The organism is Spirosoma panaciterrae DSM 21099, from assembly GCF_000374025.1.
GTDB classification, from domain to species: Bacteria; Bacteroidota; Bacteroidia; order Cytophagales; family Spirosomataceae; genus Spirosoma; species Spirosoma panaciterrae.
In genome coordinates this window covers 60,405-75,888 of sequence record NZ_KB893173.1, presented here as the reverse complement: position 1 = coordinate 75,888, position 15,484 = coordinate 60,405, and the positions used below count along the sequence as shown (strand labels likewise).

General features: G+C 47.9%; 12 protein-coding genes. 5 read left to right on the top strand and 7 right to left on the bottom strand.

Annotation, left to right across the window (positions count from 1 at the left end; genetic code table 11):
- Positions 1–108 precede the first annotated feature (108 nt).
- The 4 genes from infB (at position 109) to B153_RS0103655 (ending at position 7,691) form a co-directional block, all read left to right on the top strand.
- The gene (gene infB / locus B153_RS0103670; protein WP_020595314.1) at positions 109–3,525 is read left to right on the top strand and encodes a translation initiation factor IF-2; all 3,417 of its coding nucleotides are present in this window, start codon (positions 109–111) and stop codon (positions 3,523–3,525) included.
- A gap of 509 nt (positions 3,526–4,034) precedes the next feature.
- On the top strand, positions 4,035–4,739 hold the full coding sequence (locus tag B153_RS0103665; RefSeq protein ID WP_020595313.1) for a metallophosphoesterase: 705 nt from the start codon (positions 4,035–4,037) through the stop codon (positions 4,737–4,739).
- Positions 4,740–4,850: 111 nt separating this feature from the next.
- Positions 4,851–6,950, top strand: coding sequence for a BatA domain-containing protein (locus B153_RS0103660; RefSeq protein ID WP_020595312.1), 2,100 nt, complete (start codon positions 4,851–4,853; stop codon positions 6,948–6,950).
- A 75-nt stretch (positions 6,951–7,025) separates the two neighbouring features.
- Complete coding sequence (locus B153_RS0103655) at positions 7,026–7,691, top strand: SGNH/GDSL hydrolase family protein (RefSeq protein WP_020595311.1); 666 nt, start codon at positions 7,026–7,028, stop codon at positions 7,689–7,691.
- 328 nt (positions 7,692–8,019) lie between these two features.
- Here the strand turns inward: B153_RS0103655 and B153_RS38785 are convergent, their stop codons facing one another.
- The 5 genes from B153_RS38785 to B153_RS0103625 all read right to left on the bottom strand — a co-directional run bounded on the left by B153_RS38785 (position 8,020) and on the right by B153_RS0103625 (position 11,468).
- Positions 8,020–8,166, bottom strand: a complete 147-nt coding sequence (locus B153_RS38785; RefSeq protein WP_211221650.1) for a hypothetical protein — start codon at positions 8,164–8,166, stop codon at positions 8,020–8,022.
- 132 nt (positions 8,167–8,298) lie between these two features.
- The gene (locus B153_RS37570; protein ID WP_157634566.1) at positions 8,299–8,445 is read right to left on the bottom strand and encodes a hypothetical protein; all 147 of its coding nucleotides are present in this window, start codon (positions 8,443–8,445) and stop codon (positions 8,299–8,301) included.
- Positions 8,446–8,762: 317 nt separating this feature from the next.
- Positions 8,763–10,259, bottom strand: coding sequence for a serine hydrolase (locus B153_RS36480; RefSeq protein ID WP_020595307.1), 1,497 nt, complete (start codon positions 10,257–10,259; stop codon positions 8,763–8,765).
- A 67-nt stretch (positions 10,260–10,326) separates the two neighbouring features.
- Positions 10,327–11,130, bottom strand: coding sequence for a helix-turn-helix domain-containing protein (locus tag B153_RS36475; protein WP_020595306.1), 804 nt, complete (start codon positions 11,128–11,130; stop codon positions 10,327–10,329).
- An 83-nt stretch (positions 11,131–11,213) separates the two neighbouring features.
- A complete protein-coding gene (locus B153_RS0103625) occupies positions 11,214–11,468 on the bottom strand; it encodes a hypothetical protein (RefSeq protein WP_020595305.1) in 255 nt (84 codons plus the stop codon).
- A 775-nt stretch (positions 11,469–12,243) separates the two neighbouring features.
- On the opposite strand from B153_RS0103625, the gene B153_RS0103615 reads away from it, so the two are divergent.
- Complete coding sequence (locus B153_RS0103615) at positions 12,244–12,930, top strand: YetF domain-containing protein (protein ID WP_020595303.1); 687 nt, start codon at positions 12,244–12,246, stop codon at positions 12,928–12,930.
- Between the two features lie 282 nt (positions 12,931–13,212).
- Here B153_RS0103615 and B153_RS0103610 read toward each other — a convergent pair whose 3' ends face one another.
- Both B153_RS0103610 and B153_RS0103605 read right to left on the bottom strand, forming a co-directional pair.
- Positions 13,213–13,575, bottom strand: a complete 363-nt coding sequence (locus B153_RS0103610; protein WP_020595302.1) for a hypothetical protein — start codon at positions 13,573–13,575, stop codon at positions 13,213–13,215.
- A 324-nt stretch (positions 13,576–13,899) separates the two neighbouring features.
- Positions 13,900–15,372 carry a DEAD/DEAH box helicase gene (locus B153_RS0103605; protein WP_020595301.1) on the bottom strand — a complete coding sequence of 491 codons (1,473 nt, stop codon included), beginning with the start codon at positions 15,370–15,372 and terminating at the stop codon, positions 13,900–13,902.
- Between the last annotated feature and the right edge of the window lie 112 nt (positions 15,373–15,484).

The window sequence follows — 15,484 nt, the reverse complement described above, 5'->3', positions numbered from 1 at the left end:
ATTCTACACTTTTCAGCCTTCATTCTTAAAATAAGGGATTTTAATTCCCCTAACTATTGTTCATACCATAGGAACAACCATTAAATTTGCCGAATATAGACCGAACGTATGGCAGAAGAAAAGTCAATGCGCCTGAGCCAAGTGGCAAAAATTCTCAACAAAGGACTTTCCTCTGTTGCGAGTAGTCTGTCTGCCAAAGGGTTTAAGGTTGAAGTAAATCCTAACACCAAAATCAACATGGAACAGTTGGAGGTGTTAGCGAAAGAGTACAAATCAACGGAACTCCTGAACGGAGCTCGCCGGACCGAATCGTCGGTTACCGTTGCCGAGCCACCGCGTTCTCGGGAGGAGGATGTCGTTGCCTGGCGTCGTGATGATGCCGGACGGCCACTAGTCGAAAAGAAACCCGAATCAACTTCGGCTGAATTACCTAAATCACCCGCTTCGGAACCTCGATCGGCGCCACAAACGGCTCAGACAGGTTTACCTGGACTGAAAGTGGTAGGTAAAATCGATTTGAATCCCAAACCAGCAACTCCTCCTGTGACCCAGGCAAAAGTGACGCCACCACAGGAAGTAAAGGCACCTGAAGTAAAAGTAGACGTAAAAGCACCTGAGCCGACTAAGCCTGTTGAGACACAGCCTCAGCCGACTAGTGTTGTTGCGCCTACACCTGAGCCATCAAAACCTGCTGTTGTTCAACCGCAGGCTGAAGTTGTAAAACCAGTGGAGACACCACCGGCTCCTGTTGTAGATGTGAAACCTACACCAACACCGGTACAAGTGGCTCCGCCCGTAAATACTCCGCCTAAGGAAACGTCTCCGGCTGTCGTAGAGCAACCGAAGGCAGAACCTGTATCGACGCCAGAAGTGAAAGTAGAGCCTGAGAAACCTGTTGTGAAGCCAGAGCCTCCTAAAGCTGCGCCTACACCTACACCACCTGTGCAGTCGAAACCAGAGCCTCCGCAGGCTAAACCGACGCCCACTCCTACAAATGATGAGGAAGAAGTCGTGCCTACTGAAACGATTCGGGCTGCCGGTAGCCATCAGCTCGGCGGTCTGAAGATCCTTGGTAAAATTGAGCTTCCTGTCAATAACCCTCGCCAGGGCCAGGGGGGCGGTAATAACAATAACGCTGATAAGAAAAAGCGCAAGCGGATTCGCGGTGGACGCGAAGGAGCGGTAGGTAGCACCTCACAGCCTCAACAGGGGCAAGGTGGTGGACCTAACAACCGGAACGACCGTGGTCCACGTGACGGTGACCGGGGACCGGCAAATCGGAACCCCAACGACCGGAATCAGAACGACCGGAACCAGGCGGGTGGTCAGCGTGATGGCAACCGTCAGCAGAATCAGGCAGGTGGTCAGCGCGACGGCAACCGACAGCCGAATCAGGCGGGTGGTCAGCGCGATGGCAATCGCCCACAGGCCCAGAATGCTGATACCGATCGGAACCAGGCACCCGCCAACCGGGCAGGGGGGCAGGGACAAGGCCAAAATGCGAATGCCAACCCCAACAACCGAAATCAGGGAGGTGGTCGCAGTAACGGTCGTGACCGGGATAGAGACCAGCGAGGTAATCGGGGTAATGACCGGAACAACAATCGCCGTGAAGCACCTACCCAGGCTGATGTTCGGAAAGCGATTCAGCAAACCAATGCCCGGATGCAGGGCAATACTCCAAACCGGGGAGCCGATCGTCGTCGCGACCGTCGGAATCAGCGGGAAGAAGATCGCCGTTTGCTAAGCGAACAGGAAGAACTGGAAGCAAAAACGCTGAAAGTTACCGAGTTCGTATCGGCCAACGATTTGGCATCGCTTATGGATGTGTCGATCAACGACGTCATTTCGGTTTGTTTGAACCTGGGTATGTTCGTGTCGATCAACCAACGGTTGGATGCGGAAGCGATAACGGTTATTGCGGATGAATTTGGCTATGATGTACAATTTGTATCTGCTGAAGACGAAACGGAAGCAGGTATTGATGTAGAAGCTGACGCTCCGGAAGATTTACAGCCACGTGCGCCCATTGTGACGATTATGGGTCACGTCGACCATGGTAAAACCTCGTTGCTTGACTACATCCGTCGGGCCAAGGTAGCCGCTGGTGAGGCTGGTGGTATTACCCAGCACATTGGGGCCTATAGTGTAAAAACTTCCGACGATCGGATGATTACCTTCCTGGATACACCAGGTCACGAAGCTTTTACGGCCATGCGGGCACGGGGAGCCAAGGTAACCGACGTCGTTATTATTGTGATTGCTGCTGACGACAGTGTGATGCCACAAACTCGTGAAGCGATCAATCACGCACAGGTGGCGGGGGTTCCCATTGTCTTTGCTTTCTCGAAAGTGGATAAGCCAGGGGCCGATGCTGAAAAGATTCGTACCGAGCTGGCCGCCATGAACTTCCTCGTCGAAGAGTGGGGTGGTAAATACCAGGCCCAGGAGATTTCGTCGAAGTCGGGTATGGGTGTTGACGACCTGCTTGAAAAAGTATTGCTCGAAGCCGAACTGCTCGAATTGAAAGCCAATCCCGATCGTCGGGCTTTGGGTACAGTAATCGAAGCATCGCTCGATAAAGGGCGCGGGTACGTTTCGACCGTACTGGTTGAAAATGGTACGCTTCGTCAAGGTGATGTCATGCTCGTAGGGGCTCATTATGGGCGTATTCGGGCAATGACCAACGACCGGGGTGAACGAATAAAAGAAGCTGGTCCGGCCACACCTGTACAGATACTTGGTCTGCCAGGAGCACCGCAGGCAGGGGATAAGTTTAACGTGATGGAAACGGAGCGCGAAGCCCGCGAAATTGCGAACAAACGCGAACAACTTCTGCGTGAGCAAACCTTACGAACCCGCAAACATATTACGTTGGAAGAGATCGGTCGTCGGAAGGCAATCGGTACCTTCAAGGAATTGAATGTGATCGTGAAAGGTGATGTGGACGGTTCGGTTGAAGCGCTGTCGGATTCGCTGCTACAACTGTCGACCGAAGAGGTACAGGTGAACATTATCCACAAAGCTGTCGGGCAGATTTCCGAATCGGATGTATTGCTGGCGTCGGCTTCGGATGCGGTCATCGTTGGCTTCCAGGTTCGGCCATCGTCGAGTGCGCGTAGACTAGCCGAGCAGGAGCAGATTGAAATCCGTCTCTACTCGATCATTTACGACGCTATCAACGAGGTGAAGGATGCCATGGAAGGCTTACTGGCACCAACCGTCGAAGAAGTGATTGTAGGCAACATCGAAGTTCGTGATGTATTCAAGATTAGTAAAGTTGGTACGGTAGCAGGTTGCTACGTAACCGAAGGTACGATCAAGCGGAATAACAAAATCCGAATCATTCGCGACTTCATTGTTATCCATACTGGTGAAATCAGTGCACTGAAACGATTCAAGGATGATGTCAACGAGGTGAAAACGGGCTACGAATGTGGCTTGAGTATCAGGAACTTCAACGATATTGAAGTTGGTGACATCATTGAAAGCTTTGAATTGAAAGAAGTGAAACGCACACTGTAGCTGAACCAGGATTTTTATGATTTAACTGACCAACTCTGATCAAATTGTTGATTTTCTATGAAAGCAAAATCAGCGATATTCAGTTAAATTACAAAAATTCCGGTTCAGAATCGCCCCAACTGGCTAAACCAGTTGGGGCTTTTTTTTGCCCGTTATTCAGTAGATAGCCAAATTTCTAATTTTGAGTAGAGTAGTCAATCATTTGTGACTGGGTAAGCGACGGAAAAATGTACTCCCCAGAAAATTGACAGAAACAGGTTTAGCGAAATGGGCCTTTAGAAACCGTTGGGTCACTTTTCTTGTTGTACTCGTTGGGCTGGCCTATCTTGAAGTAGGTTTATAGGATAGCCTGATCTGGCGTGGGTATGCTTCTGTTTTCAACTGGTTTCAGGTAGTCCCGCGCAGAACCGACAAAACGATTATGGCGCTGCTCGTACCCCTACTGGCATTGCTTCAAATGACCCATATTACGTGCTGGATGGTTTTATCTGGTGCGGTAACCAAAAATTATGACTATTCTTACCGTTAGTGACATTCATGGTCGAAGTGTTTGGAAGGAAATCAATACGGATAATTACGATCAAATTGTTTTCCTGGGTGATTACATTGACAGTTATGTATTTGACGATAAAGTAATTTACAACAACCTGATTGATATAATTGAGCTAAAGCGTACGCAGCCGGATAAAATCGTTCTACTCATTGGCAATCACGACGCTCAGTATTTACATTTCCCTCACTACCGTTGTTCCGGATTTCGGCCAGCAGCCCAACCTGCCCTGAGTGATGTGTTTGAAAAATATGAACGGTTATTTCAAATCGCTTATCAGCGTGGGGCCTATCTGTTTACCCACGCAGGGGTTACCAATCGCTGGCTGGCACATCTTCTGGAGAATACAGAAAATAATTCGCTAACTGTAACGCCAGACTATGATTTGGCTGAATTATTGAATGATGTTCATCAGCGGTCGATGTCGTGCCGAAATCTGTTGTTTGAAGTCGGGCCCCGGCGCGGTGGGTTTGATCCCGTCGGGGGGCCAATCTGGGCCGACCGTCAGGAAACTAAAGCCGATTACCTGGTTGGCTTCCACCAGATCGTAGGGCATACACCCATAAACGAGTTTACAACATTTGGCGATGCGGTTAGCTCAATTACGTATACGGATGTTTTGCAAACCAAACCAGCATTTTACGAAATCAGAATCCCTGATTAACTTAGGCTCAAAGAGCAATAGGCTTTGCAAATCGGCTTCCGAGAAAACGAAAGCCCTGTTGTAATTCGTTTAACCAATGAGGCCATGAACGACTTTCTCTGTTTCGTCTGAATGAATTTTCTATATCCTACCTTCCTGTTTGGCCTGATGGCCGTTTCGGTTCCGATCGCCATTCACCTGTTTAATTTCCGGCGAACCCGGCGGGTGTTTTTTACCAATGTAGCCTTACTACGGACGGTACAAACGGAGACAAAATCATTTCGACGGCTGAAGCACTGGCTCATACTGGCCTGCCGTTGTTTGTTCCTGATATGTCTGGTGCTGGCGTTTGCCCAGCCCTTTATTCCAAGTAAAAACAAACTGGGTCTATCGCGGCAGGGTGTAACAAGCTTATATGTCGATAATTCGTTCAGCATGCAGAACGAACGAAACACCAAACGGTACCTCGATATTGCGATCAGTAAACTGGACGAACTGCTTACGCTTTTCCGAAATGCTTCGTCATTGCAGTTGATCACCAACGATTTTTCGGCCGCCGAGCAGCAGGCCGGGACGGCTGAGGCTGTACGGGACCGTGTCACATCCATTCGGTTTGCGCATACACCCCGTACGTTGGAGACGGTCTATCGTCGTCAGCGAAACCTGCTTAGCTCGCTCAATCCAAGTGGGCGTAATCAGTTATTCTGGTTTTCCGATTTTCAGAAAAGTACAGTTGGGGATCTCTCACGGCTGAAAATTGATACCACCGACCGACTATTTATTGTGCCGCTGGATGCACAGTCTACCAAAAATGTCTATGTTGATTCTGTCTGGCTGAGTACGCCCTTTATTCGCGAATTGCAGAACAATAGTGTCAATGTCAAACTAAGTAATGCAGGACGTGAAAACGTAAAGAACCTGCCCATACGGCTTTATCTGGACGATGCACAAACCTCTACCGCGTCGGCTACGCTGGCTCCGGGCGGGTCGGCTGTTGTGTCGCTTAATTTCAACGTTACCTCGAAAGGGTTTCACCGGGGGCGTATCGTATTCGAAGATTTTCCGATTACGTTCGATAATCAATACTTTTTTGTGATCGAAGCATCGCCCGCTGTTCGGGTACTGCACTTGTTCGAACAAAAATCCAGTTCGCCCACCCGTTCGACTGATTATGTCGATGCGGTTTATTCAAATGATAGTCTGTTTGTCCGGCGGAGCTTCAACGCCCAGAACTTCGATGTCGGTCAATTGAAAGAAACCGATTTGGTGGTGCTGGAAGGCGTTTCAGAGGTAAGCGGAACCCTCCGGACCGAACTGGAACGGTTTGTCCGACAGGGGGGCAGTTTGGCAATTATTCCGCCCACTAACCCCAATGCGGCTTCCTACGAGCCGTTTCTGCGCACTTTAGGAATTGGCAGCATCCAGGTAACGGCCTCAACGGGTGGAGTGCCCTCTTCGTTGCCGGTAGCCGAGCCCGACCGACGAAATCCGTTCTTCCTCGATGTGTTTCAGCAGAGTTACCAGTCGGATCGACTCAATATGCCAACGGCGTCTCCAGTTTGGCGGTGGAGTTCAGGGGATCGCCTTTTGAGTCTTCGCGATGGTAGCCCCTTACTGACCCGTACAACAGTAGGTGGGCAAACAGGGAGGCAGGGGAGTGTATACCTACTGGCAAATCCGTTGTCGACAGCCTATGGTAATCTGGCCGAACACGCGCTCTTTGTTCCAGTGATGTATAAAATGGCGGCACTGAGCGTTCGTCCGCAACGGACGGCCTATTCGTTTGATGAGAACCTGATTACCATTCCCGTAGCGAATCCGTCGGAGAAAGCAGTCTATAAACTGAAACACGATAAGCTGGAAATCATCCCGATTCAACGGGTGGTTGGCAATCAATTGCTGCTCGAAATGCCAAAGAGCAACGAACTGGCGACTGGTCAGGAAGTAGAATCAGGCTATTACGATTTGCAGTTGGATGGGAAAACTGAGCGGTTACTTGCGTTTAACCACGGTAATCAGGAATCGTCGATGGATTTTTATTCGGCTGATGAACTGCGACGGGCATTTGCTAATCAGCCGAATGTAGAAGTGTTCGATAGTATTCAGGATGGCGATTTTGTGCAGGTGCTGGAGCAGGAGAACCTGGGCAAAAGTTTGTGGAAATATTTTCTGCTGGCTGCATTGGGCTTTCTTCTTCTGGAAGTGGGGTTGGTTCGATTTATGAAAGGCTAATCTGCTTTGGCATTTGAGTCCAAACTTTGGCCCGGCAATTCAGGTAAATTTATACGCCCGCTATCTTTGCTGACTATGAAACTATTCGTTCGCCTTTTTGTAGTGCTGGTAGCCGTTGGTCTGCTGGCTATGACGGTTGCTAAGCCAACCCGTATCGTATTTTTCGGTGATTCCATCACTCAGGCTGGCGTTAAGCCCGGCGGGTATATTGACAAGTTAAAGTCCATGTTGCCATCCGATCAATATGAATTGATTGGCGCGGGGATCGGGGGAAATAAAATCTATGACCTCTTCCTGCGCATGGATGAGGATGTGATTGCCCAGAAGCCCGATGTTGTTGTTATTTGGGTTGGGGTAAACGATGTTTGGCATAAAGCTACGTCGGGAACGGGAACCGACCCCGACAAGTTTGTCCGGTTTTACGAAGCCGTAGTGAAGAAATTGCAGGCAGCTAACATCCGGGTCGTTTTGTGTACACCAGCGGCTATTGGTGAAAAAACGGACATGACCAACCAGCAGGATGGTGATCTAAATCAGTACAGTCAATTTATTCGTACTATTGCCAAACAGTATAACCTCCCGCTGGTCGACCTACGCAAAGCGTTCCTGGATTATAACCTCAAAAATAATCCTGAGAATAAGGATCGGGGAGTATTAACAACCGACCGTGTTCATCTCAACGATGCAGGTAATTTGTTCGTGGCCGAGCAAATGCAAAAAGTACTGACTGCTACGAAGTAATCCCTCTCTAAATCACACAAAAAAACGTGCTACAGCTCTAGATTGTGGCACGTTTTTTTTGTGTGATTTAGAGAGAGGATTCGGATACTTCTAGTGGGCAGCTGTTCTGGACGATAGTAATCTCCAAATGACTGTCAGGCGGAGGGACGGGTCTTAGCAATAAGTCATACAAACACCTGCGAACGTTGATCAGCCTTTGTAATGCATTTTGCCCCGGAAGAAGCCAATGAACCCCTGAAACACCAGCCTGAACGGATTTTGCCCCATGAATCCTGTGGTAATGCCGTATTTCACTTTCTCCCGTTCGGGCTCATAGGTGCCAAATAGCTTATCCCAGATGATGAGCGTACCCCCAAAATTCTTGTCGATATATTGGGCGTTGGAGCCGTGATGAACGCGGTGGTTGGATGGGGGTGAGTGTGTTGGTTTGGATCAGGGCCAGTACGGCCAGTTGGAAGAGAGTGTTGCGGTTCATGGGGCTATTGCGTTGATAATGTGTTTAATGGAGTTGTACTAAAACCGATACAAACATCACACATCCAAGCGCGACCATAGCTGGAAAAGTAGCCGAACTGAACAAAGTTGGGCATGAACTGAACCGGATAGTTTACTGCCGCTCTATCCAGTCCAGAAAAGGGGTTACTTTCAGATGGCTGACGACTGGTTTTTCGGCGGGCGTGCACAGCAGCGTCAGCGTAACTTTCCGGTTGGCACAGGGCTCAATAGCCCGAATGGCCCGGTGGTGTACGATCATCTGGCGGTTGATGCAAAAAAACTGCGCCGGGTCGAACAGGACATGCCTGCTGCAATTTGAGAAGTAATTCTTGAATTATCTTCGGCCAGGCAAATAACCATGTTTAGTCAATTCTTCCTTTGTTTCAACCGGAAATAGTATCCCATCGACCAGGAGGTAGTTCCGATTCGTTACCTGCCAGATGTTTTCGTGATCTAAGATTTTAATGGTAGACTGTGTAACCTCAGCCTTATTCGGATCGTCAGCACGAATCGGCTTGTCCAAAATTTTAAATGAGCTAATAGCTCTTGCTGGAAATAATCTCAAATAGGTTGGGGTTACTTTGCTCCTAGATCGGCCAGAGCTTTTTGGGCACGAACAGCTTTGGGGTTCATCTCCAGTATTTTCCTGTACATCTTAATTGCCTCCTGTCTTTTGCCAAGTGCAGTCAGAGCGGTGGCGTAGCTGTCATAGACATTACTACTGGCGGGAAATAACACCGTATTCAGGCGAAGAAGCTCTATACCCTGATTTTTAAAGCCGTTGTAGAACATGCCTAATCCGGCTCTATTCATTTCGCGCTCATCCAGGTAAAAGCGGGCAGTATCAGTCTTGATTTCATGAAACGTAGTCCAGGCTTCATCGATGCCGCTCTTGATTAGTGTTCGGCTGAACGCGTTGGCGATAGATAGTTTATCGGTTTGAGCGCTACCCCCATTTAACAAATGCAGCAGGCTCATGGCAGTAGTATGGGTACTCCGGTGGGTAACATTATTTAACACGATAACCGTCTGATTTTTTGTGACATTTCGTATGAACATCGTTACGGCACCGGGTTCGCCACCGCTATGAAATACGACTTTACCCAACGTGGTATCTTTGAGCACACACCATCCGAGTCCCTGATAGGCGCTAGTGTTTTTCCAACCGTTAGAGGCCAGTTCGCCATTGGTAAGCCTGGTGGGTTTGAACGCTTCATCGAGGGAGGCCTGGTTCAAGAGCGTTCCCCGGTATAAAGCGCGGTCAAAGTTCAGCAGATCGCTCGTTGTGCTAAACACATTGCCCATACCAATCAACCCATTCAGGTGCAACAGTTCTATATGGTTTTGCGGTAGTGAATCTGCCCGTTGAAGTATCCATGGAGCAAAATTCAGATAATCGTAGCCAACTGTTTTATCTGGCTCACTGACCTTGATCAGCGGGGTCGAAATATAGGAATGCAACATATTGGCCGGTATAAAGATGTGTTGCCTGAGGTAGTCCTGAAAGCGAAGCTTACTGACCCGTTCAACAACTAAAGCCAGAAGATTATAACCGCTATTGGAATAGCTCCAACGCTCGCCAGGCGCAAAACGATAGGCATCAGGGGCGTTGTTGATAGCGGCAGGAATATCGTTGATCTCAAATACTTTGCTGGTATCCTGAAAGTATGGTTTTTCCAGTATCTGATAATCGACCAGACCGGAGGTGTGCGTTAAGAGATGACGGATTGTGATGGCCTTGTTTGTAAGTTCGGGAATATACTTACGTACCGGATCGTCCAGCTTCAGCCGGTGTTTGTCTTTTAACTGCAAAATCGCTACCGAGGTAAACAATTTTGATACCGAGGCTAACTGAAACGACGAGTTTTGATTGTTTGGCCTACCGGTACGCGTGTTGGCTAAACCAATGGAGCGCTCGTATAGTACGTTTCCTTTCTCGGCCAGGAGGATATTTCCGGATAATTCATAATCCGCTATTCGTTTGGAAACAAGGCTGTCGATCCGCGCAAGACGATTTTGCCCGGTTGCCCGAACGTGGCTAAAAAGCACAAGCAGAAAAATTAGCTTCCACATAGATCTACTTTTGACTATCATGAATAGCCAAAAGTAGGTGGCCCTGCCCGAAGAAAATTGGATAGAATTAGCGTGCCATTCGGAGCAAGAAGTGTTTTGGCGGGTAGCCGGTGGCTTCCCGAAAGGCTCTGATGAAATGACTCTGGTCGAAAAAAGCGCAGGCATACGCAATTTCTGTTAGCGATTTTTGGGAAGAATTCATCAATTGCAGGGCCCGCTCTACTTTAAGCCTCCTTCGGTATTCACCCAGGTTACAGCCGAAATAGCGCATAAAATATTTTGATACGGTTACCGGATGTATATCAGCCGCTAAAGCAATTTGATCCAGAGATAGTTCTTTATCCCAATTATCCGAAAGCAATTGTTTTACCAGTGGTACCCACTTGGGTGGCGATTTCCTGATTGCGTTTAATTGAGGCTGAAGCACACTGAGAATCAAGTCATGGATGTTATCGGTAAGCGCCCTGTCGGAGAAATGAAGTTCCTTAACCAATTTAAGCATCAGCAGGGTGGCTCCGGGCGTTTGGGTCAACTCACTAAAATTGGCCTCCGTCAGCGCATAACGAACAAAGAAGGGCTGCTCTAGCTCCAAATTAATATTTTTACCGACATTACTGACCAGATTTGTTTGATGTTCTTCGCCCGCATGAACAAAAGAGAATTGTTCGATATTGGCATTTAGGCCAGAATGAGACTTTCTTCGAACAACCATTTGACCGACAAGCCCCAAACTCAAGTGGGCATTCTGATGGGTATGCATAAAGCTTACCGACTGATCACGGACATAGTCCGTCAAGCCAATAAGCAACCCGTTGGCTGATATTCTGTCGCTTACCGTGCCCTGATACTCCCCGGGTTGTAAATTCACCATTGATGACGACAAGAATTGATTGTAGGCATGGTTGCGTTTATTTAAATCCGCCGAAGTTACTGCTCATTTCGTTGAGCAGACCGTCAGCTTTCCAGATATCCTTTCTTGGCCTCATCCAGATCCATCTCGGTCAACAATCCCATCTGCCCTAACGCGGTCAAGCCTTCAACCGTGCGAAGTCGGGCCGGATCGTCGGCAGTAATCTCGTCGGTTTCCCCATAAACCACCTCATCAATAGCCTCTCGAAGTTGAAGCACATTTTCTAAAGCAAAGGGCGGCTGGCCCTCAACGTTTTGGTATGTAGATTCGCTGTTAGCAGTCTGTTTGTGTTTATGCATAGCAGATCGATTTAACTTCTTTCAGGAGATAACAACAAAAAGTCGTTTCAGTTAAGTGGAAAAGCGTTAAAAACTCAGTGAGTGAGGAGGGACGGTTCTAGTAAAACACCCGAAGTAGACCGAAACCCGTTGTTTGTCGCCCGTTGATTCATGGCCCTCAATGGCAGATTCACTTTACCCAAAAGGCATTTAAAGGTAGTCATTAATGAATTTAATTCATCTCAATATCCGATTGTGGCTTGTTCTGCGCTTGACGAATTTTGCCTCAGTATTGGACCCATTACGCACGGCTCGTAGCCGATTGCTTTCCTGAAGTATCAGCTAGTCGTGGGTAAAATTCAGGGCTAATCCCTAACCCTTCCTGTTTCCTTAACCTGTGTTTATGCTGTCGCTGCTGGGTCCGCTGGCTGCTTCAATAGACCTGCTTGCTCAGTATCAGCAGATATCAGGTCGAGTCGACCGGGTTTTCCTGATGGTAGCAGTGTTATTGGCCTTTTGGGGGCATGCTAGCCTTCAGACCTAAAGCTAGTGTTTAGTGCAGTAACTTACTTTTTTACCTTTCGTAGAGGCTAATAGTGTCACCATCAAATAGAATACCCCCAGATGCCACAGAGCATAGACTGAGTTGAGAGATGGTATAGGGGCTAAAGACGAATGAATGATACTGGCGTAACTATAACTGTCAACAACGGATTGAATTTGACATATTCTAACAAAGCCAGCTAAAACAGCTGAATCAAACATGGGGTTATAGGGCTGAATCAGATTCCTTTCTATGCAATTTGACCTCAAAAACCTCTTTCTACGTGATCTGGATTGGCTTATGGCCGTTGAGATAGTGATCAGAACGCTGATCATGTTTGTGCTCATTCTTGTCTTTCTACGACTGACGGGCAAGAAAGGAATCCGACAGTTATCCATTTTTGAGGTCGCGATTATTATTGGGCTAGGCTCAGCGGTTGGTGACCCCATGGTTAATGAGGACCAGGCTATTCTGCCTGCGTTTGTGGTCATTGTGACGATTCTGCTCTTCTATCGCCTGCTAACCTGGCTAACGGCACGACGAGAGCGTTTTGAACGACTTCTGGAAGGGGAGCCGTTGTATATCATTGAAGAAGGTAAGTTTGTTCTCCAGGCTCATTCCGATCATACATATGCCAAAGACGAGTTCTTCGCCGAAATGCGTCAGCAAAATATTGAACATGTCGGCCAGGTGCGCACAGCCATTCTGGAAACGAGTGGTAACGTAAGTTTTTACTATTATGCAGATGAAGATGTAAAGCCGGGATTACCCATACTGCCCAAAGTTTATCAGAACCGACAAAAAGAAATTCATCAGCCCGGGGCTTATGCGTGCACAGCTTGTGGTCAGGTTGAGGAAATTAACACTGCACAACACGTCTGCCCTCGCTGTCATCAGCAAGAATGGGTAGAAGCTATTCAAACTCTAAGAAAAACCTAACAGGCTGTTTCGGGCCAGAGGGTACCATTCCATAACCAATGAAGTCTTATCAACTTCATTCCAGGTTATACTTCTGCCAGAAACGAATAGATTTCTGCAAGGAGAAATCTGCATTAGATAGACAGGCTATAGATGCCCTAAATCCGATTGCCGGATAGTACCTTTTTACAAATTGGCCTACCCGGCATTCACCGGGCATCATAGCGTTATTGTCGTATCGGCAAATCAGTCAATAATTCAAGTCAGAGCTAATTCGCCGATACGACAAAAAATGTAAGTAGATTAACTGACCAGAAAATTAACCGCTTGCTTCAGCGTACGTTCATTCTGGCTTTCCGGATCCGTATAGGATCGTTCACCGACTTCAATGGTGAGCTGTTTACCCAGCAATTGTTTGGTATCCAGTTCCTTTCCTGACTCAACAGGTAATCCCACCTCTTCAAATAGACTAACAATGGCTGGCATACCAGCCTGAGATTCATAGAATCGGTGCGATATATAGCCCTCGTTGTTTTCAAAGCGGACGGCAAAAAAGGGGATACCTTTGTGTTCGCTTTTTCCCTCATCAATATGGGTAATGGTAACCATCTGGCGACCATCGGCTAAGAGTAATTTATCTTGCCCTTTTTCAACAGCAATTTTCATAACGTTATATTTTATTTGTATTATAAACTGGGCTAATTACCCAATTGTTTATGAAAAGTGGGCGAAAATGATGACTTAGCTATAGGCGTTTACTTTGATTGTATTTTAGTTGTAATGGTCTTGCCTGGTAGATTAGTGTCCAAAGGCCATGGTTGTGCCAGAATGTCAACTACATAAAGCAGGATATTTGTCAGTACGAGTCAGTAGGTTTCCCAAGGTAACTAGTCACAACTTGGGCTGATACTTGGGTAGTTTTGCTAATGGCAAAGAGTCGATGTACAGCCTGACTCAGACCATACATCGACTCTTATCCTACGAAATGGACTAATAGTTTTTGTCGGAACCGAAATTCAGAAAACGGCTATTGCCACTGCCACGACTCGGTTTATTTTGGGGCGCACTCGACTTGGACTGATAAGGTTTCGATTCGGAAGAGCGTCCGAAAGAACGATTTTTATCCAATTGCCCATCAGGCCGGTTCCCCTGACTCTTATTGCCAGACGAGGTAGACGGACGATTCGCCCGCTCATTTGGGCGTTGGCGGGTTTCCTGCCTGCTCTGACTCCCTGATCCATTTGGACGGTTTCCGGGCTGAGAATTTCGTCGGTTTTGCCCCTGCCGTTGGGCTGGAGCAGGGGTTACTGACGCAACAGCCAGGTCGAGTACATATGGGTGATCCGTAACGACAGGAACGTTTTTGCCAATCAGCTTATGGATATCTTTCAGATAAGCCGTCTCTTCAGAATCGCAAAAAGACAGCGCAATGCCATCATGGCCTGCCCGACCCGTTCGTCCGATTCGGTGTACATACGTTTCCGGGATATTAGGTAGTTCGTAATTGATGACATGAGACAGCTCATCCACATCGATACCACGGGCGGCAATGTCGGTAGCTACCAACACGCGCGTTTCACGACTTTTGAAATTTGAAAGGGCACGTTGCCGGGCGTTCTGGGATTTGTTTCCGTGGATGGCTTCAGCCTGAATCCCCGCTTTCAGCAAGTCTTTAGCCACCCGATCGGCTCCGTGTTTCGTACGGGCAAAGACCAACGCAGACCGAATGTTTCGATCGTTCAGGATGTGAACCAGTAGCTTTCGTTTGTCTTCTTTCCCCACAAAATACATAGCCTGCTGGATGGTATCGGCTGTTGATGAAACAGGTGTTACCTCAACTTTGGCTGGATTATGTAAAATCGTGTCGGCCAGTTTGGCCACATCAGGCGGCATTGTAGCCGAGAAAAATAATGATTGCCGCCGTTCGGGTAGTCGGGCGAGTACTTTTTTTACATCATGGATAAAGCCCATATCGAGCATGCGATCGGCTTCATCGAGAACAAAAAACTGCACATCACGAAGATTGATGAACCCCTGATTCATGAGGTCGAGCAAACGACCGGGGGTAGCGATCAGCACATCGATTCCCGCTTTTAAGGTATTAACCTGAGCGTGTTGCGAAACCCCGCCAAAAATAACGGCATGCCGTATGTTCAGGTGGCGGCCGTAGGCGGCAAAGCTTTCAGCGATCTGAATGGCCAACTCGCGGGTGGGTGTCAGAACCAGTGTTTTTATACGCCGATGCTCTTTGGTAGTTTTCGCCCGTTCGTCACTGAGTAGTTGCAGAATGGGGATAGCAAAAGCGGCTGTTTTACCTGTACCCGTTTGAGCGCAGCCCAATAAGTCCCGACGACGCAACAAAATGGGAATGGCCTGTTCCTGAATGGGGGTTGGGTTGGTATATCCTTCTTCAGCCAGTGCTTTCAGAATAGGATCTATTAATGATAAATCGGAAAATTGCATGAATTGGTTGGACGTCGGCAGGCTAGGAAACTTGATTTATGATAAGGTCAGCATCCAACGTCTTTATATAGTTATATGTTTAAAACTATAGCACGACAAATAAAGTGCCATT